The 16,667-nt window shown below is 70.3% G+C and carries 15 protein-coding genes; 8 read left to right on the forward strand and 7 right to left on the reverse strand.

Translation table 11 applies throughout. The features are described 5' to 3' along the window. Positions 1 to 537, forward strand: a 537-nt coding sequence (locus tag ASC65_RS17410; RefSeq protein WP_200939865.1) for a hypothetical protein, incomplete at its 5' end; no start/stop codon positions are given. Positions 538 to 650: 113 nt separating this feature from the next. Here ASC65_RS17410 and ASC65_RS16570 read toward each other — a convergent pair. The 3 genes from ASC65_RS16570 to zapE all read right to left on the reverse strand — a co-directional run bounded on the left by ASC65_RS16570 (position 651) and on the right by zapE (position 2,806). Beyond that, the gene (locus ASC65_RS16570) at positions 651 to 1,070 is read right to left on the reverse strand and encodes a hypothetical protein (RefSeq protein ID WP_056455760.1); all 420 of its coding nucleotides are present in this window, start codon (positions 1,068 to 1,070) and stop codon (positions 651 to 653) included. A gap of 24 nt (positions 1,071 to 1,094) precedes the next feature. Beyond that, entirely contained in the window at positions 1,095 to 1,634 is a 540-nt protein-coding gene (locus tag ASC65_RS16575) for a YbjN domain-containing protein (protein ID WP_056455761.1), read from the reverse strand. A gap of 65 nt (positions 1,635 to 1,699) precedes the next feature. Beyond that, positions 1,700 to 2,806 (reverse strand): cell division protein ZapE, encoded by a 1,107-nt coding sequence (gene zapE, locus ASC65_RS16580; RefSeq protein ID WP_056455764.1) that lies wholly within the window; start codon positions 2,804 to 2,806, stop codon positions 1,700 to 1,702. 174 nt (positions 2,807 to 2,980) lie between these two features. Between zapE and ASC65_RS16585 the strand changes: the two genes are divergently transcribed. The 3 genes from ASC65_RS16585 to ASC65_RS16595 all read left to right on the forward strand — a co-directional run bounded on the left by ASC65_RS16585 (position 2,981) and on the right by ASC65_RS16595 (position 6,752). Further along, positions 2,981 to 4,027, forward strand: coding sequence for an aspartate-semialdehyde dehydrogenase (locus ASC65_RS16585; RefSeq protein ID WP_056455767.1), 1,047 nt, complete (start codon positions 2,981 to 2,983; stop codon positions 4,025 to 4,027). 44 nt (positions 4,028 to 4,071) lie between these two features. Further along, positions 4,072 to 5,001: an EamA family transporter RarD gene (gene rarD / locus ASC65_RS16590; RefSeq protein WP_056455770.1), complete on the forward strand. Its 930-nt coding sequence runs from the start codon at positions 4,072 to 4,074 to the stop codon at positions 4,999 to 5,001. A gap of 236 nt (positions 5,002 to 5,237) precedes the next feature. Further along, complete coding sequence (locus ASC65_RS16595; RefSeq protein ID WP_082526120.1) at positions 5,238 to 6,752, forward strand: MFS transporter; 1,515 nt, start codon at positions 5,238 to 5,240, stop codon at positions 6,750 to 6,752. A gap of 191 nt (positions 6,753 to 6,943) precedes the next feature. On the opposite strand, the gene ASC65_RS16600 is transcribed toward ASC65_RS16595, so the two are convergent. The 3 genes from ASC65_RS16600 to ASC65_RS16610 are packed head-to-tail and all read right to left on the reverse strand — an operon-like array spanning position 6,944 to position 10,225. Then, on the reverse strand, positions 6,944 to 7,414 hold the full coding sequence (locus ASC65_RS16600; protein ID WP_056455773.1) for a hypothetical protein: 471 nt from the start codon (positions 7,412 to 7,414) through the stop codon (positions 6,944 to 6,946). Continuing rightward, positions 7,414 to 8,544 carry a serine hydrolase domain-containing protein gene (locus ASC65_RS16605; RefSeq protein ID WP_056455802.1) on the reverse strand — a complete coding sequence of 377 codons (1,131 nt, stop codon included), beginning with the start codon at positions 8,542 to 8,544 and terminating at the stop codon, positions 7,414 to 7,416. Before ASC65_RS16605 ends, ASC65_RS16600 begins: the two co-directional genes overlap by 1 nt. Before the next feature lie 49 nt (positions 8,545 to 8,593). Beyond that, positions 8,594 to 10,225, reverse strand: coding sequence for a M20/M25/M40 family metallo-hydrolase (locus ASC65_RS16610; RefSeq protein ID WP_056455774.1), 1,632 nt, complete (start codon positions 10,223 to 10,225; stop codon positions 8,594 to 8,596). Positions 10,226 to 10,449: 224 nt separating this feature from the next. Here ASC65_RS16610 and ASC65_RS16615 point away from each other — a divergent pair, with 224 nt between their 5' ends. Next, the gene (locus ASC65_RS16615; RefSeq protein WP_056455780.1) at positions 10,450 to 11,574 is read left to right on the forward strand and encodes a hypothetical protein; all 1,125 of its coding nucleotides are present in this window, start codon (positions 10,450 to 10,452) and stop codon (positions 11,572 to 11,574) included. 195 nt (positions 11,575 to 11,769) lie between these two features. Here the strand turns inward: ASC65_RS16615 and ASC65_RS16620 are convergent, their stop codons facing one another. Then, on the reverse strand, positions 11,770 to 12,990 hold the full coding sequence (locus tag ASC65_RS16620) for an NAD(P)/FAD-dependent oxidoreductase (protein ID WP_056455788.1): 1,221 nt from the start codon (positions 12,988 to 12,990) through the stop codon (positions 11,770 to 11,772). A gap of 195 nt (positions 12,991 to 13,185) precedes the next feature. On the opposite strand from ASC65_RS16620, the gene greA reads away from it, so the two are divergent. From greA to ligD, 3 genes are all read left to right on the forward strand, one after another. Then, complete coding sequence (gene greA / locus ASC65_RS16625) at positions 13,186 to 13,662, forward strand: transcription elongation factor GreA (RefSeq protein WP_056455789.1); 477 nt, start codon at positions 13,186 to 13,188, stop codon at positions 13,660 to 13,662. Between the two features lie 91 nt (positions 13,663 to 13,753). Continuing rightward, on the forward strand, positions 13,754 to 13,897 hold the full coding sequence (locus ASC65_RS17510; protein ID WP_200939866.1) for a hypothetical protein: 144 nt from the start codon (positions 13,754 to 13,756) through the stop codon (positions 13,895 to 13,897). 67 nt (positions 13,898 to 13,964) lie between these two features. Continuing rightward, entirely contained in the window at positions 13,965 to 16,526 is a 2,562-nt protein-coding gene (gene ligD / locus ASC65_RS16630) for a DNA ligase D (protein ID WP_056455796.1), read from the forward strand. Positions 16,527 to 16,667: the final 141 nt, after the last annotated feature.

Consider the following 16,667-nt stretch of genomic DNA (forward strand, 5'->3'; position numbering starts at 1 on the left):
GGCAACGACATCCTGCGCGGCCGCGGCGGCAGCGACACGATCAACGGCGGGCTCGGCAAGGACGAGATCCAGATGCGTGGCCTTGCGGCGGACTACACGGTCACCGTCGAGGGCGCAGGCTACCGCATCGTCGACAAGGTCGCCGGCCGCGACGGCTCGACCTTCGTCACCTCCATCGAGGTGATCCGCTGGTCGAACAACGCCGTGCGCACGCTGAGCTATCCGCCGGTGGCGGCCTCGATCGGCGAGGCCGAGGGCAAGGGCGGTCCGGAGGTCAGCCCTCTGCTGAGCGCGGACGCCGCCGCCAAGGACGGGGATGCTTTCGTCCTGCCGGCGCTCAGCGACGACGGCCCTCAGGTCCTGCCGGGCCACGGCGCCGACAAGGTCCTCGACGGCTTCGACGACCTGCCGCTGGGCCTGACCGACAGGCTGTTCCTGGGCTTGGAGGCCCGCATGGGCCACCACGACGCCTGGACGTCGACGCTCGACCACGACGGCTTGGTCCCCGTCCGCGACGGGCACGACTGGCTGGCGTAGTTTTCGCTTTGCGAGCCGCTCCGCTTCGGTGGAAGCGGTTCCCCGAAGGGCCTGGAGGCCGCGTCGCTTCGCGGCCTTTTGCCGTCAGCGCCGTCGCCCATCCGCCCGGGCGCCTAGCGAGGAGACGGCTCGGCCCCCTCCGTCATCGCCTTGACCCGCACGGCCGTCCGGTTGGACGCACCCGCCGCGGCCGGAAGTCCCAGGGCCGCGAGCCAAAGCGCCAGAGTGGCCGGATAGGCCACAGGCAGGTCCGCATCGCTGGTCTCAAGGCCGCTGACGGCGAGATAGACGAACAGGAAATGCACTGTGCCCGGGAGGAGGGCGATCAGCCACAGCGCGAGCGGGTGCAGAACCCGCCGGATCCGCCTCGGGAACGCATCGATCACAAACAGGATGTCGGGATTGAAGGCGTCCGCATACTCGACCGCCCGCTCCTCCCGCTTGGCGAACGAGGCGTCGAAGATCCTCGACCACAGCCGATAGGCTGCGACGGACAGCGCGGCCGTCAGCGCCAGCAGCAGATATCCGACCACGCCGGCCCCCGCCGTCCGCCCGCCTTACTGCGCCGGGGGAGCCGCCGCGGCCGGACCGGCCAGGGTCTGGGCGAAGGTGCGCAGCAGCTGCAGCCAGGCGTAGGTCGGCTCTTGCAGCTGCTCCACGCCGTTGGCGGTCAGCAGCACGTCGTACTGGGCCAGGATGGTGGCGTCGGCGCCCGGCGTCGACGGGGCGACGTACACCGCCTTCAGGAACCGGCTGTTGCGGTTCCAGTCGTTGACCTGGCTCTCGGTGATCGGCCCGGTGAAGACGGCCATGTACTGGAGATCGTCGCACAGGGCGGCGCCGCAGGCGTAGAAGCTCAGGCTCCAGGGCAGGGGCTGGTCGGCGATCTGCATCATCTGGACGTTGCCCGTGGTCACCGGCTCGGACACCGTGCCGCCGAGGCCGGTCAGCCAGGTCCGCACCTCGGCGACCGTCACCCCCTTCGGGGCCGGCGCGGCGGCGGCCGGGGGCGTCTGCGCCAGGGCCGGGGCGGCGATGACTGACGACAGGACCCCGGACAGGGCGGCGGCGGCGATCAGGGCGGGCAGGCGACGCATGCGGGTTCTCTCCAGTGCGACCGTCATCCAGACCGAGGCCCGGAGCGGAATTGTGGCGCAGCCTGTCAGGCCGCGCGCTCGCGCGCCAGCCATTCCGCGCCGGCCATCTCATTGAGCCGCGACACGGTGCGTTCGAACTCGAAGGCCCCGACCCCTTGCGTGTACAGCGCCTCGGGCGGGGCGGCGGCCAGCGCCACCAGCCGCGTGCCCTCTTCGTACAGGGCGTCGATCAGGGTCACGAAGCGGCGCGCCTCGTGGTGGTTGGCGGGGCCGAGGATCGGCACGTCCTCGATGAACAGGGTGTGGAAGCGCTCGGCGATGGCCAGATAGTCCTGCGGCCCCAAGGCGGCGGCGCACAGTTCGGCGAAGGTCGCCCGCGCCAGGCCGCCGTCGGTTCGCGCGATGACCACGTCGCGGCCCAGCACCTGCAGGTGCGCCGGACACTCCGACTGCTCGCCCTTGAGGTCCTCCCACAGCGCCTCGAACGCCGCCCGTTCGGTTTCGCCGTTCGGGGCGAACCAGACCTTGTCGCCCATCAGCCGGTCCAGCCGCCAATCGCGCGACCCCTGCACCGAGACCACCTCGCAGGCGTCTTCGAGCATGTCGATGAAGGGTTCGAAGAGCTGGCGGTTGATGCCGTTCAGATAGAGCTGGTCGGGCGCCCGGTTCGACGTCACCGCCAGCACCACCCGCTGCTCGAACAGGGCCTCGAACAGCCGACCCAGGATCATGGCGTCCGCGATGTCGGTGACCTGCAGCTCGTCGAAGCACAGCAGCCGCGCCTCCGAGGCGATCAGCTCGGCCACCGGCTGGATCGGGTCGTCGCCCTTGGACTGGCCGAAGATGGCCTTGCGGGTCTTCGTATCGCCCTTGCGCCACTGGCCGATCAGCTCGTGCACCCGGGCCATGAAGGCGTGGAAATGGGCCCGGGTCTTCCGCGGCTCGGGCGCGCAGGCGAAGAACAGGTCCATCAGGATCGACTTGCCGCGCCCCGGCGGACCCCACAGGTAGACACCCTTCACTACGGGCGGCTTTCCGAAGAACGGCGCCTTCTTTTCGAGGTCCAGCTCCAGGCGGCCGAAGGCCTCGACCACCGGAACCTGCGACGCATCGGGCGTCAGCCGGCCGTCGGCCAGGCGCTTGTCATAAGCGGCGCGAATGCGTGATCCCATCGTTCTCGGGCTTAGCGGGGCGCGAGACCTCTGAAAAGCGATTGCTTCGCGGCTGCGAAGGGCCACATAGAGTTCGCATTGCTCGGATAGGCCGGGCGTCACCTCCCCAAACCCCCCGCCCTCAAGCAGCGAGCGACCGCGTCGCGAGCGTAGGGCGTCCGAAGGACTACTAACATGGGCTATCGCGTCGCCATCGTTGGCGCCACCGGCAACGTCGGCCGGGAAATGCTGAACATCCTCGAGGAAGTGAACTTCCCCGTCGACGAGATGCACGCGATCGCCTCGCGAAAATCCAAGGGCGTCGAAGTCTCCTGGGGCGACAAGATCATCAAGTGCAAGGACATCGAGGAGTTCGACTTCTCGTCCGTCGACCTGGTGCTGATGAGCGCCGGCGGCGACGCCTCGCGCGCCTGGTCCGAGAAGATCGGCAAGGCCGGCCCCATCGTCATCGACAACTCGTCCGCCTTCCGCATGGACCCGGACGTGCCGCTGATCGTGCCCGAGGTGAACCCGGACGCCATCAAGCTGGCGACCAAGAAGAACATCGTCGCCAACCCCAACTGCTCGACCGCCCAGCTGGTTGTCGCCCTCAAGCCGCTGCATGACGCCGCCAAGGCCAAGCGGGTCGTCGTCTCGACCTATCAATCGGTCTCGGGCGCCGGCAAGGCGGGCATGGACGAGCTGTGGAACCAGACCAAGGCCATCTACGGCCTGGGCGACGCCACGCCGAAGAAATTCCCCAAGCAGATCGCCTTCAACGTCATCCCCTTCATCGGCTCGTTCCGCGACGACGGCTACACCGACGAGGAAGCCAAGATGTGGGACGAGACCCACAAGATGATCGACCCGGCCATCAAGCTGACGGTCACCTGCGTCCGCGTGCCGGTCTTCGTCGGCCACTCGGAGTCGGTCACCGTCGAGTTCGATCGCCCGATCAGCCCGGACGAGGCCCGCGCCATCCTGCGCGACGCCCCGGGCGTCCAGGTGATCGATAAGCAGGAAGCCGACGGCTACATCACCCCGGTCGACGCCGCGGGCGAGCACGCCGTCTACGTCTCGCGCATCCGCAAGGACCACACGGTCGAGAACGGCCTGTCGTTCTGGGTGGTGTCGGACAACCTGCGCAAGGGCGCGGCCCTCAACGCCGTCCAGATCGCCCAGCTGCTGGACGAGACCGGCGTGATCAAGTCGTCCACCGGCTACCGCACCCTGACCATCTGATCTGATCCTTCTGTCTGCCGGCTCCCCCCGGCAAGGAGATCGCCATGACAACCGCCACCGGCCCCGACCAGGGCCGACCCGCCCTGCTGTCCGCCGTCGGCTGCTACCTGCTCTGGGGCGTCATGCCCCTGCTGTTCATGGGCCAGGCGGCGCAGGGCTTCGACGCGCTCGAAATCCTCGCCCATCGCGCCCTCTGGGCGGTGCTGGTCGCCGGTCTGCTGGTCTGGCTGGCCAAACAGGGCGGGCAGGTGCGGGCGGTGTTCAGTTCGCCCAGGACGCTGGGCTGGCTGACCCTGTCGACAGCCCTGATCGCGATCAACTGGGGCGTCTACGTCTGGGCCACCACCCACCACGCCACCCTGGAAGCCAGCCTCGGCTACTACATCAACCCGCTGCTCAACATGGTCGTGGGACTGTGGCTGTTCCGCGAGAAGATCGACCGCTGGGGCTGGGTGGCCATCGGCCTGGCGGCGGTCGGGGTGATGTTCCAGGCCCTGGCGCTGGGCCGGCCGCCGTGGATCTCCCTGATCCTCGCCTTCAGCTTCGCCAGCTACGGCGTCATCCGCAAGCGCGTGCCGATCGACGCCCAGGCCGGGCTGTTCGTGGAATGCCTGCTGCTGGTCCCCTTCGGCCTGGCCTGGGTGCTGTGGCTGCAGCACACCGGCGCCGGCGTCGGCCTCGACAGCCCGACCCACGCGCTGTGGGCCCTGGCCAACGGCCCGGCGACCGTCCTCCCCCTGGCCCTGTTCGCCTGGTCGGCGCGCCGCCTGCCGCTGTCGACCATCGGCTTCATCCAGTTCCTGGCGCCCACCCTCCAGTTCGCCGTCGGCGTCTGGGCCGGCGAGCCCCTGACGGCCCTGCGCGTCGCCTCCTTCGGCTTCATCTGGACCGGCGCCGCCGTCTTCGCCGCCGCCGCCTTCCTCCGCCGCCGCGCCGAACGCCGGGCCCTGGCGGAAAGCGCCGAGCCGGCCTGACCTAGGTCAGCGCTTCCCCGGCGAAGCCGGGCCTCGATCCCGAGGCCTGCTGGTTCGTCACGAAGACCACGAAGGGCTCACAAAGGGCACGAAGAGACCGCGCCCTCGCACAGACCCCTTCGTGTTCTTCGTGCCTCCTTGGTGTCCTTCGTGACGAACCTTCTCAATTTGCCGCTTCGCGGGAGGTTGGGCGTGGAACCGGGGACAAGCGCGGCCTGTCGCGCTAGCCTCCTCCCATGACCCACGCCCACCGCGGCCCCTGCGACGCCGGTCAGGTCCACGGCGCCGCTACGCCCGGCGGCCAGCCGCTGTCCGCCGCCCGCAAGCGCTGGGTCCTCGCCGCGACCGTGCTCGGCTCGGCCCTGACCTTCATCGACGGCTCGGCGCTGGGCGTTGCCCTGCCCGCCATCCAGCGCGACCTTCAAGCCGGGACGGCCGCCGTGCAGTGGGTCTCCAACGCCTATCTGCTGACCCTCGGGGCCCTGGTCCTGACCGGTGGAGCCGCGGGCGACCGCTTCGGGCGGCGACTGGTTTTCCTCATCGGCGTGGCCGTCTTCACCCTCGCCTCCATCGCCTGCGCCCTCGCCCCGACCGTGCAGCTGCTCATCGCCGGCCGCGCCGTCCAGGGCGTGGGCGCCGCCCTGCTGACCCCCGGCGCGCTGGCCGTCATCGGCTCGGTCTTCCCGCCCGAGGAGCGCGGCAAGGCCTTCGGGACCTGGGCCGGGGCGGGGGCCCTGTTCGGCATGGTCGGCCCGCTGGTCGGCGGCTGGCTGTCCGACCACGCCGACTGGCGGCTGATCTTCTGGATCAATGTCCCGCTCGCCGCCCTCACCGCCGTCGTCACCCTGCGCGCCGTGCCCGAGAGCCGCGATGAGGGAGCCGAGGGTCTGGACTGGCTGGGCGCCGTCCTCGCCGTCGTGGCCCTGGGCGCCCTGACCTGGGCCCTGACCGCCGGTCCGGACCTCGGCTGGCGCGACCCGTGGATCCTCGCCGGCTTGATCGGCGGCGCCGCCCTGTTCGCCGCCTTCCTGGTCGCCGAGGCGCGCGAGAAACACCCGATGATGCCGCTGGGCCTGTTCCGCTCACGGGTGTTCAGCGGCGTGAACCTTCTGACGCTGCTGCTCTATTTCGCCCTCGGCGGCGCCATGTTCTTCCTGCCCTTCCAACTCATCCGCGTGAACGGTTGGAGCGCCACCATGGCCGGCGCCGCCATGCTGCCCTTCGCCGCCGTCATGGGCCTGTTCTCAGGCGCAGCGGGACGCCTCGCCGACCGCTTCGGCGCGCGCCTGTCGCTGAGCCTCGGCCCCATCCTCGCCGGCGTCGGCCTGGGCCTGCTCGCCTTCATGCCCCGCACGGCAGACTACGTCGAAGGCCCGCTTCTGGGCATGACGGTCTTGGCCGTCGGCATGACCCTCGCCGTCGGCCCCCTGACCGCCGCCGTCATGGGCGCGGTCGATCCCGAGCGCACCGGCGTGGCCTCCGGGGTCAACAACGCCGTCGCCCGCGTCGCCGGCCTCCTCGCCGTCGCCCTGCTCGGCGTCGTCCTCTCCGTCGTCTTCGTCGCCGCCCTCGACGCCCCCGACGCCCGCGCCCAGCTCGGCGCCGTCATGGCCGGCGCGGACCTGGAACAGGGCGCGGTGGAGGCCTTTCACGCGGCCTTCCGGGTGGTGATGTTCGTGTGTGCCGGGGCTGCGGTATTGGCCGGTGTCGTCGGGGCGATGACGGCGCCGGGGTGGGAAACGCGGACCTGATCCCTCTCCCGATGGGAGAGGGCTTGAGCGCACGGCGGCGCAGCCGTCGTTCTTGCGCTCAAGGGTGAGGGTCGTGTGTCGCAGTCGGCGTCAGCCGTGGCTGGGTCCTGCGCGGCGCCTCACGGCGACTGACGCGGCCGCCCCTCATCCGGCCCTTCGGGCCACCTTCTCCCATCGGGAGAAGGAACAGATCACGCCAGCGCGCGCGGAGGTCTCGACCGCCGGGATTCCACTATGACCCAACCAATCAGCAGGATCTGAACCACCATCAGCAGGGGCGAACCCATGAACAGGGCGTTCGAGATCAGTTGGCTCAGCCGGCTGACGGGTTCGGCCGGGTCCCGGGGCGGCGCCGGATCGGCGAGGTAGGGCAGGCAAGCGAGCCAGACCGACACCGCCAGACTGCCAATGCTGATCAGCAGAATGGCGAGGGTCTTGCGGGAGCCGCCGCGTCCCGGTCGGCCGGTCCATAGTCCGGAGAGGGCTCCGATGAAGGCGGCGAAGGCGAGCGGCGCCCCGGCCAGCACATAGACGAACTCCGGATAGGTCTCGGGCGGAGAGCCCGCCAGAACCCATGCCTTGTCCGTCGTCGCGAACTCCCAGTTCACAGCCAGCGACCCGACCGCGGCCAGGAGGAGGAGCAGACGTCCCAGAAGCAGCATCAAAACACCGAATACACCGCATCCACCAGCCGCTGCGCCCGCGGGTCGCCGATCAGGTGCGAGGACTGGCGCGTCATCACATAGGCCGCCGACAGCCGCACCTCCGGGTCCGCCAGCACGGTCGAGCCGCCCCAGCCGCAGTGCCCCACCGTCTCGTCGTGCGGCCCGAAGATCCCCAGCCCGCGGTTGCAGGTGAACCCCGCTGCCCAGCCCATGACGAAGGGCAGCACCTTGTCCTGGCCGTGGATGCGCTCGCGCCGCGCCGCCTCCAGCACAGGCTCCGACAGCACCGTCCGACCCTCGAACGATCCGGCGGCGACCGCCTGCAGGATGCGCGCGAGATCCAGCGCCGTGCCGTGCAGATTGGCCGAGGGGATCTCCGCCTTGCGCCACTCGCCGGACTCGCGCTGCCCCGGCGAAGAGCCGCGGTCGAAGAAGGCCGAGCGCTTGACCGGATCGATGACGCCCAGGTTCGGCGGCGCCGACGGCTTGCGCATCGTCGCCACGCGGTCGAACTCGCTCTCGGGCAGGCCGATCCACAGGTCCAGCCCCGGGAAGTCCTCGCGCAGGGCATGGCCCATGGTCCGACCGTCGACGCGGCGGAACAGCTCCCCGGCCAGATAGCCGATGGTGATCGGGTGGTAGCCCGAGGCCGTCCCCGGCGCCCACAGCGGGGCCTGGGCGCACAGCTTCTCCAGCACCACGGCGCGGTTGAACCAGTCGGTCGGGTCGATGGCCTCGGCGAAGCCCGACAGCCCGGCCTGGTGGCTCATCAGCTGGCCGACGGTGATCCCGTCCTTCCCGGCCTGGCCGAACTCGGGCCAGTAGCTGGCCACCGTCGCCTCATAGTCCAGCAGGCCGCGCTCGACGCAGGTCGCGATCAGCAGGGCCATCACCGCCTTGCCGGCCGAGAACACCGGCGTCAGCGTCCGCTCGCCGTAAGGAACGGTCTGCGCCGCATCGGCCCAGCCGCCCCGCAGGTCGATGACCGTCTCGCCGTCGATCACCACGCTGAACCGCGCCCCGCGCTCGTTCAGCCCCTCGGGCGCGTCGGTGAAATTGGCGGCGAAGGCGTCCTTCACGGCGGCGAAGCGCGGCGGACAGACGCCATGGATGTCGATCTCAGTCATCGCGCCATCCATAAACTTTCGTCATCCTCCGGCAAGCCGCGCAGCTGGCCTACTCCCGCGCTCCCGCCGACGCCTTCCGGGCCGCCTCGAACTCCGAGCCCGCGTTCCACTCCGGCCAGTCTTCGCTGTCGGCCAGGTCCCGGCCCACGGCGTAGAGCAGGTTCACGTCCACCGCGGCGGCGTCCATCACCCAGTCCGGCGTCCATTCGTCCGAGGGCTTGTGATAGCGGTTCTGCACATAGTCGCGGCTCGCCGCGTTGTGGCCGGTGAAGCCGGCGGCGGCGAACAGGGCGGGCACGCCGCGGCGCGCCAGCGGGAAGTGGTCCGAGCGGTAGAAGCCGCCCGCCTGCGGGGCGGGATCGGGGATCAGCACCCGGCCCTGCTCGGTCGCGCGGCGCTCCAGCCAGGCGTCGGTCTGACTCTTGCCGGCGCCCATCACCACGATCTGCGGCGACACCTCCGTGCCGGGCAGCAGGCTGTCCATGTTGAGGTTGGCCACCGTCGTCTCGAGCGGCCAGACCGGATTGGCGGCGTAGTATTCGGCGCCCAGCAGCCCGGCCTCCTCGGCGGTCCAGGCGGCGAACACCACCGACCGCGCCGGCGGCGGCCCGGCCTTGAACATCCGCGCCAGCTCGATCATCGCCGCCACGCCCGTCGCGTTGTCGACGGCCCCGTTATAGATGTTGTCGTCGCCCACCGGCGTGGCGCGGCCGTAGGCGTCCCAGTGGGCCCCGTACAGCACCGTCTCGTCGGGCCGCTGTGATCCCGGAATGCGAGCCAGGATGTTGCGGCTCTCGATCTCGGCGTGGGTTTGGCCGAAGTCGATCGACAGCGTCACTCCCGGCAGCGCGACCGGCTGGAACGCCTCGGTCCGCGCCTGTTCGCGCAGGGCCCCATAGTCGAGCCCGGCGGACCGGATCAGCCGCTCGGCGACCTCGCCCTGGATCCAGCCCTGGGCCGGAACCCGCTCGGCGGCCCAGTCCTGGCGCACGATGTCGAAGTCGGGCGCCGTCGACGATCCCTCCAGCACGCTCCAGCCGTAGCCGGCGCCGGGGGTGTCGTGGATCACCAGCACCCCGGCCGCGCCCTGTTTGGCCGCCTCCTGGAATTTGTAGGTCCAGCGGCCGTAGAAGGTCATCGCATTGCCGTCGAACCGGCCCGTCACCGGATGCCCCTCGGGCGCGCCGAAATCCGGGTCGTTGACGATGACCAGCAGGATCTTGCCGGTCAGGTCCACGCCCTTGAAGTCGTTCCAGTTCCGCTCCGGCGCGTCGACGCCATAGCCGGCGAACACCACCGGCGCGTCGGTGACGGTGATCCGATCGACCGGCCGGTCGCTGGCCACGAGCACGTCGGGCCCGCGCCGCAGTTCCATCGGGCCCGCAGGGGTCTGGGCGACGATGGTCGCCGGCCCCGCCTGCTGCGTCCGGCTCAGCTTCGCCGACTGCACCCACTGGCCGTCCGGCCCGCCGGGCTCCAGACCCAGGGCCTGGAACTGTCCGACCACATAGTCGACCGTCTTCTGCTCGCCCGGCGTGGCGACGCCGCGGCCTTCGAACTCGTCCGACGCCAGCACCCGCGTGTGCTCGTTCAGCCGAGCGGGGTCGGCGGTCTGGGCGAAGACCGGCGTGCAGATCGCCAGGCCGGCGGAGGCGAGGAGGATCAGGCGAAGGGTGCGCATGTAATTTCTCTTCCGCTCATCCCCGCGAAAGCGGGGATCCAGGTCTGGCCAACCGGTCGTACAGGTCCACGTCAGGGCCTCCTAGTCCAGCATTGCGCCCGGCGAACCGGGCGGGCAGGGCCCTCGCGCGCCCGCCGGGCTTTGACGGACGCTTCGCGCGAGATTGACCTGCTCCCCGCCGACGTTACCGTTCACGCCAAGCTTGTGCAGGGGTCGTTCCATCCATGGAGGAGGTCGGTTCGTCCAATCGTCTACGTCGCGCCAAACCCTGGCCGAAGACGCTTCTGGGGTGGCTGGGCTTCGGCGGCCTCGCGGTGCTCATCGCCCTGTTGCTCTTCATCGCGGTGATCAACCTCATCGGGGCGGACTATCTCTGGTACCTCGTCTCGCGCGGGACGACTTTCGATACCTGGGCGGTGTTGAGCATCGTATCCGCCGTGATGTCGCTCGCGGCGATCGCGGGGGCTGGCTACGCTCTACGGCGGCGAAGGATGGTCCTGGCGCTGGCCTGCGCGGCCCTCACGCTCCCCACCACGCTCATTATCGAAGCCAATCGCTGCGACGTGCTGCCTTGCTCCCCGCTCGGGGTCCTGCCGCCCAGCGTCTTCGACTGGTCGGTGCGCCTTCGATCCGTCACCGACCCGAACGAAGCTAGAATGATCGCCTCTGGTGCACTCTCGGAGGCCGGCTCCGAGGACGGGACGTTCCGGGAGAAGCGGTTCGGCGATCACTGGATCGTCTCGACGATCGATGACAACGGCCGCCCCGGGGCCCAAGCGGTCCGGATCGATACGCGCACCGCCAAGGCGACCTTCGTTCCTTGCCCGGAAGACAAGATCCGGTGCGGCATGGAGATCCCGACGGTATCGGACGGTCGGCGCGTCTATCGGAACGCCGCCGTCGGCCTCACGGCGGTCTTTCCCGCGGGTCTCGCGGTCTGCACGGCGAGAGGCGAAGACGACGAAGCTCGTGGTTTTTCCGCCATCGCCTACGCGCCCGATCTCGTTTGCGACGTTCTCGACGGATCGCCCCCTATGGGCATCGAGGCGGCCCGCTATCGATTAAACGGCTGCACCGTCACGGAGGCCCCAGACCTGCCGTGGCGACCCATGTCTCCGGAGACGCTGAAGCTGTTCAGCCGGACGCCCGCGCTCGCCGGTCGGCCGTCCCTGGCCTGCGAGCTGCGCGACGGCGACGACATAGAGTTCAGCGTCTACGCCTCCGCCCGATCAGGGTCGCGCGAGACCCTCTACCAAGCCTACATCGTGACCACCCCGGCGCGTCTGGCGGAGGATGTCCGCCGGTTCGAACTGTTCCTCGCGGGGGTGAGCATCGGGACGGACGGATAAAGGCTGCATCCTTCTCCCATTGGGAGAAGGTGGCCCGAAGGGCCGGATGAGGGGCGACTGCATCCATCGCCGCAAGGCGCCGCTCAGGACAGCGACGCGGCTTCGCCGAATGCCGACCCGCAACCCTCACCCTTTCGCGCGGCCGATCGCTGCGCTCTCGGGCGCTCAAGCCCTCTCCCATCGGGAGCGGGGCAGCTATGCCTCTCGTTCCCCCAGCCAGTCCAGCACGCCCTCCGCCGCCACCACGCCCGACGCGAACGACGCCTGCAGCAGATAGCCGCCGGTCGGCGCCTCCCAGTCCAGCATCTCGCCGGCGACGAAGACGCCGGGCAGGGCCTTGAGCATCAGCCGGTCGTCGACCTGGTCCAGCTTCACCCCACCCGCGGAGGAGATGGCCCGCGCCAGTCCCTGCACGCCGATCAGGGTCACCCGCACGGCCTTGATCCGCTTGGCCAGCTTGTCGGCCCCCTCGGGGATCGGGCCGGGGATCTCGCGCATCAGCCCGACCGCGGCCGGCGACAGGCCCGCTGCCTTGCGCAGCCAGTTGGATACGCTGTCCTTGCCGCGCCCCTTGGCCAGCTTGGCCGCCAGGGCCTCGACGCTCAGGTCCGGCCGCAGGTCGACTTCCAGCAGCGCCGAGCCGTCCCTGGCGATGGCCTCGCGCAGCGACGCCGACAGGGCGTAGACCGCTCCGCCCTCGAGCCCATAGGCGGTCAGCATGGCCTCGCCGCGCACCGTGCGGCCGCCATGGCTCAGGGCGATGTTCTTCAGCGGCTGGCCGGCGAATTTCTCGACCAGCACCGGCGACCAGGCGACATCGAAGCCGACGTTCGAGGGCCGCAGCGGCGCCACTTGGACCCCCGCGGCCGCCAGATCGTCCGTCCACGAACCATCCGACCCCAGCCGCGGCCAACTCGCCCCGCCCAGCGCCAGCACCACGGCGTCTGGCCGCTCGATGCGCTCGCCCTCGGGCGTATCGAACACCCAGCCGCCGTCGCGACGGCCGGTCCAGCGCGAGCGCGCCCGCAGCTCGACCCCCAGCCCGGCCAGCCGCGCGAGCCAGGCGCGCAGCAGGGGCGAGGCCTTCATGGCCTTCGGGAACACCCGCCCCGACGAGCCGACGAAGGTCTCCTGCCCCAGCCCCTCGGCCCAGCCGATCAGCCGCGTCGGCGAATACCGCTCCAGCCACGGCTGCACGGCGTCCTGCGCCTCGGCATAGCGTCCGGCGAAGGCCGCGATGTCCTCCGAATGCGACAGATTCAGCCCGCCGCGCCCGGCCATCAGGAACTTCCGCGCCGGCGACGGCATGGCCTCGTGCACGACGACGCTCACGCCCGCTGTCGCCAGCCGCTCGGCCGCCATCAGCCCCGCGGGCCCGGCGCCGATGACATGGACTGTTTTCACTGGATCTCTCATCCCGCCCCACTACTCTTTTCCGTGCATCCCGGCGAATGCCGGGATCCAGATGGCAGGGCTGGGACCGAAGTCGTGCACCCACGGTCCTCTGCGCCCACCCTTAGCGCCATACGAATATGGGTCCCGGCATCCGCCGGGATGAACGGTGAAAGTGCGAGACAGGGAACACGTGCAAAGCGCATACGCTCATCCCCCATGAGCGTCGCCTTCACCCGCGAGGAAGACCTGGAGGCCACGGCCGCCGATCTTCCCGACCGTCCCATCTCTCCGCACCCCAACCTGGTCACGCCCGCCGGCCTGGCCGCGATCGAGGCCGCCCTGGCCGCCGCCCGCGCCGCCTACAGCGCCGCTCAGGCCCATGGCTCGATCGAGGCCGACCGCACCGCCATGGCCCGCGCCACCCGCGACCTGCGCTACTGGTCCGCCCGCCGCGCCTCGGCCCAGCTGACCGAGATGCCCGCCGACGGCCGCGTCCGCTTCGGCGGCGCCGTCACCATCGAGCGCGAGGACGGCCGCACCCAGACCTGGCGGATCACCGGCGAAGACGAGGCCGACCCCGCCGCCGGCTCGGTCAGCCATGTTTCGCCCCTCGCCCGCGCCCTGATCGGCAAGCGCCTGGGCGATGAGGCCGTGGTCGCCGGCCAGTCGGTCGAAATCATCGCAGTGGACTGACGGACCGGGGCGCCCCACCTTGTCGGGGAACGGCGCCCGCCCGTCGGGCGCTATGCCCGGCGACGATCACGCCCCAACGAAAGGCAGCTCCATGGCCCGCAAGCCCAACTACAGTTTCGAACGTCAGGAACGCGAGCGGGCCGACGCCAAGAAGGCCGCCGAAAAGGCCGCCGCCAAGGCCGAAAAGCGCGCCGCCGCCAAGGCCGAGAAGGGCGAAGACGCGCCGGAGGAGTAGGGCCCCCGCCGCAAGCTGAGCGATTCCGCGCCTAGCGCGTTCAGCCTCCACGATCAGGGAGGCGCGCGTGCGCGGCGAGCTCGACACCTACAAGGCCAAGCGGAAATTCACCGACACCCCCGAGCCCAAGGGCAAGAAGGGCCGGGCGAAGACGACTGCGCTGACCTATCTGGTTCAGCGCCACGCGGCCACGCGCCTGCACTATGACTTCCGCATCGAGCTGGACGGCGTGCTCAAGTCCTGGGCCGTGACCAAGGCCCCCTCGCGCGACACCACGGTCAAGCGCCTCGCGGTCGAGGTCGAGGACCATCCGCTCGACTACGGGACCTTCGAGGGGACCATCCCAGCGGGGAACTACGGCGCCGGGACGGTCCAGCTGTGGGACCGCGGCACCTGGGAGCCGCAGGAGGCCGACCTCGCCGCCGCCTGGGCCAAGGGCCAGATCAAGATGATCCTCCACGGCGAGCGCCTGCTCGGCAAATGGGCCCTGATCCGCCTGCGCGCTGACCGCGGCAAGCCGAGCAAGCGCAACAACTGGCTGCTCATCAAGGAGAAGGACGAGTTCGCCGTCCGCGGCGAAGGCGACGCCAACATGGAGATCGACGCCTCCATCGCCACGGGCCGCAGCCTCGCCGAGATCGCCGCCGGCAAGAAGCAGTGGACGTCCTCGAAGCCCACCAAGGCCAAGGCCCCGCCCAAGCCCCAGCCCACCCCCGCCGAGGCCCGGCTCGACAAGCCGCCGGCCTTCGTCCCCATCCAGCTGTGCAAGGTCGCCGACCACCCGCCGTCCGGCGCCGGCTGGGCCCATGAGATCAAGTTCGACGGCTACCGCGTCCAGCTGGCTGTCGGCGGCGGCAAGGCGAAGCTCTACACGCGCCGCGGCCACGACTGGTCGGACAAATTCCCCGAGCTGGTCGCCGACGCCGCCCAGTGGCCCGACGGCGTCGTCGACGGCGAGCTGTGCGCCCTGGCCGAGGACCACCTGCCCCACTTCTCGACCCTTCAGGCCGCCATCGCCGACGGCAAGACCGGCGACCTGGTCTATTTCGCCTTCGACCTGCTCTCGGAGGGCGCCGAGGACCTGCGCGGCCTGCCCCTGGCCCACCGCAAGGCGCGGCTCGCCGCCCATATCGACCGCATGCCGAAGAAGGCGCGCGGCCGCGTCCGCTACGTCGATCACTTCGCCACCACCGGCAAGGCCATCCTCGAGACCGCCTGCCGCATGGACCTGGAAGGCGTCATCTCCAAGAAGCTCGACGCCCCCTACAGCGAGGGCCGGTCCTCGACCTGGCTGAAGTCCAAATGCCGCGGCCGCGACGAGGTGGTCATCGGCGGCTGGTCGTCCGAGGGCGGCAGCCGCTTCCGCTCCCTGCTGGTCGGCGTCCGCGACGAGGAGATGGAGGAAGACGGCCTGCGCTACCTGGGCCGCGTCGGCACCGGCTATTCCGAGGCCCTGCTCAAGACCCTGCTCCCCGCCCTCAAGGCCGCCGCCGCCGACAACAGCCCCTTCGTCGGCAAGTCCGCCCCACGCAAGGCCAAGGACATCCACTGGCTCAAGCCGATCCTCGTCGCAGAACTGGAGCACGGCGGCTTCACGGAGTCCGGGACCCTGCGCCACGCCGCCTACAAGGGCCTGCGCCAGGACAAGGCGGCGTCGGAGGTCACCGAACGCCCACAGCCCCCCTCATCCACCATCACCGTCAAGTCCGCCCCCAAGGCCGGCGGCAAGCAGAAGCTCGTCGTCGCCGGCGTCACCATCTCCAACCCCGACCGCATCCTGTGGCCCGCGGTCGACGGCAAGCCGGCCCTGACCAAGGGCGACCTGGTCCGCTTCTACGAGAGGGCCGCCGACCGGATCCTGCCGCACATCGCCGACCGCCCGGTCTCGATCATCCGCACGCCCGAGGGCATCGAGGGCGAGAAATTCTTCCAGCGCCACGCCATGCCGGGCTCGAACCCGCGCCTCAAGCTGATCGACGTCAAGGAGCGCAAACCCTACGTCGGCGTGCTCGACGTCGGCGGCCTGGTCGCCCTGGGCCAGGCCGGCGGGTTGGAGCTGCACCCCTGGGGCTGCAAGCCCGGCGATCCCGAGACCCCGGAGCAGGTCACCTTCGACCTCGACCCCGACGAGGGCCTGTCCTTCGCCGACGTCATCGCCGCCGCCAAGACCGTCAAGAAGGAGCTCGAAAGCCTCGGCCTCGCCGCCTTCGTCAAGACCACCGGCGGCAAGGGGCTGCACGTCGTCGTGCCGATCAAGGCCGACGCCCGCAGCCGGGTCGAGTGGGACCAGTGCAAGGCCTTCGCCAAGGCGGTCTCCGAACGCGTCCGCGCCGCCGATCCGGAGCATTTCACCACCACCCTGGCCAAGAAGGCGCGGGGCGGGAAGATCTTCCTCGACTATCTGCGCAACGGCCGCATGGCCACCGCCGTCGCCCCCTGGTCGCCCCGCGCGCGGCCCGGCGCCGGCGTCGCCTTCCCGCTCAGCTGGAGCCAGGTGAAGCCCGGCCTCGACCCCCGCGCCTACACCCTCCACGACGCCGCCGCCCTGCTGAAGAAGCCCGACCCGTGGAAGGATTTCCGCGCGGCGGAGGTCAACCTCAGGCCCATCCTGAAGAAAGTCGGCGTTTAACGTCCTTCTCCCCTTGCGGGAGAAGGTGGCGGCCGAAGGCCGACGGATGAGCAACTGTGTTTGTCAGGTCGTGGCTGCTCTCCATTCGGTCTGGTCGCGGAGGATGGCGTTCAGAAGCGTCATCAGCTTGTTGACCAGGGC

It is taken from the genome of Brevundimonas sp. Root1279 (genome assembly GCF_001425945.1).
Taxonomy (GTDB): domain Bacteria; phylum Pseudomonadota; class Alphaproteobacteria; order Caulobacterales; family Caulobacteraceae; genus Brevundimonas.

Bases quoted from the DNA above. Each gene is read 5' to 3' on its own strand.
- ASC65_RS16575 (WP_056455761.1), bottom strand. From the start codon at position 1,634: ATGCGTCGCCTGCCCGCCCTGATCGCCGCCGCCGCCCTGTCCGGGGTC.
- zapE (WP_056455764.1), bottom strand. From the start codon at position 2,806: ATGGGATCACGCATTCGCGCCGCTTATGACAAGCGCCTGGCCGACGGC.
- ASC65_RS16585 (WP_056455767.1), top strand. From the start codon at position 2,981: ATGGGCTATCGCGTCGCCATCGTTGGCGCCACCGGCAACGTCGGCCGG.
- rarD (WP_056455770.1), top strand. From the start codon at position 4,072: ATGACAACCGCCACCGGCCCCGACCAGGGCCGACCCGCCCTGCTGTCC.
- ASC65_RS16595 (WP_082526120.1), top strand. From the start codon at position 5,238: ATGACCCACGCCCACCGCGGCCCCTGCGACGCCGGTCAGGTCCACGGC.
- ASC65_RS16600 (WP_056455773.1), bottom strand. From the start codon at position 7,414: ATGCTGCTTCTGGGACGTCTGCTCCTCCTCCTGGCCGCGGTCGGGTCG.
- ASC65_RS16605 (WP_056455802.1), bottom strand. From the start codon at position 8,544: ATGACTGAGATCGACATCCATGGCGTCTGTCCGCCGCGCTTCGCCGCC.
- ASC65_RS16610 (WP_056455774.1), bottom strand. From the start codon at position 10,225: ATGCGCACCCTTCGCCTGATCCTCCTCGCCTCCGCCGGCCTGGCGATC.
- ASC65_RS16615 (WP_056455780.1), top strand. From the start codon at position 10,450: ATGGAGGAGGTCGGTTCGTCCAATCGTCTACGTCGCGCCAAACCCTGG.
- ASC65_RS16620 (WP_056455788.1), bottom strand. From the start codon at position 12,990: ATGAGAGATCCAGTGAAAACAGTCCATGTCATCGGCGCCGGGCCCGCG.
- greA (WP_056455789.1), top strand. From the start codon at position 13,186: ATGAGCGTCGCCTTCACCCGCGAGGAAGACCTGGAGGCCACGGCCGCC.
- ASC65_RS17510 (WP_200939866.1), top strand. From the start codon at position 13,754: ATGGCCCGCAAGCCCAACTACAGTTTCGAACGTCAGGAACGCGAGCGG.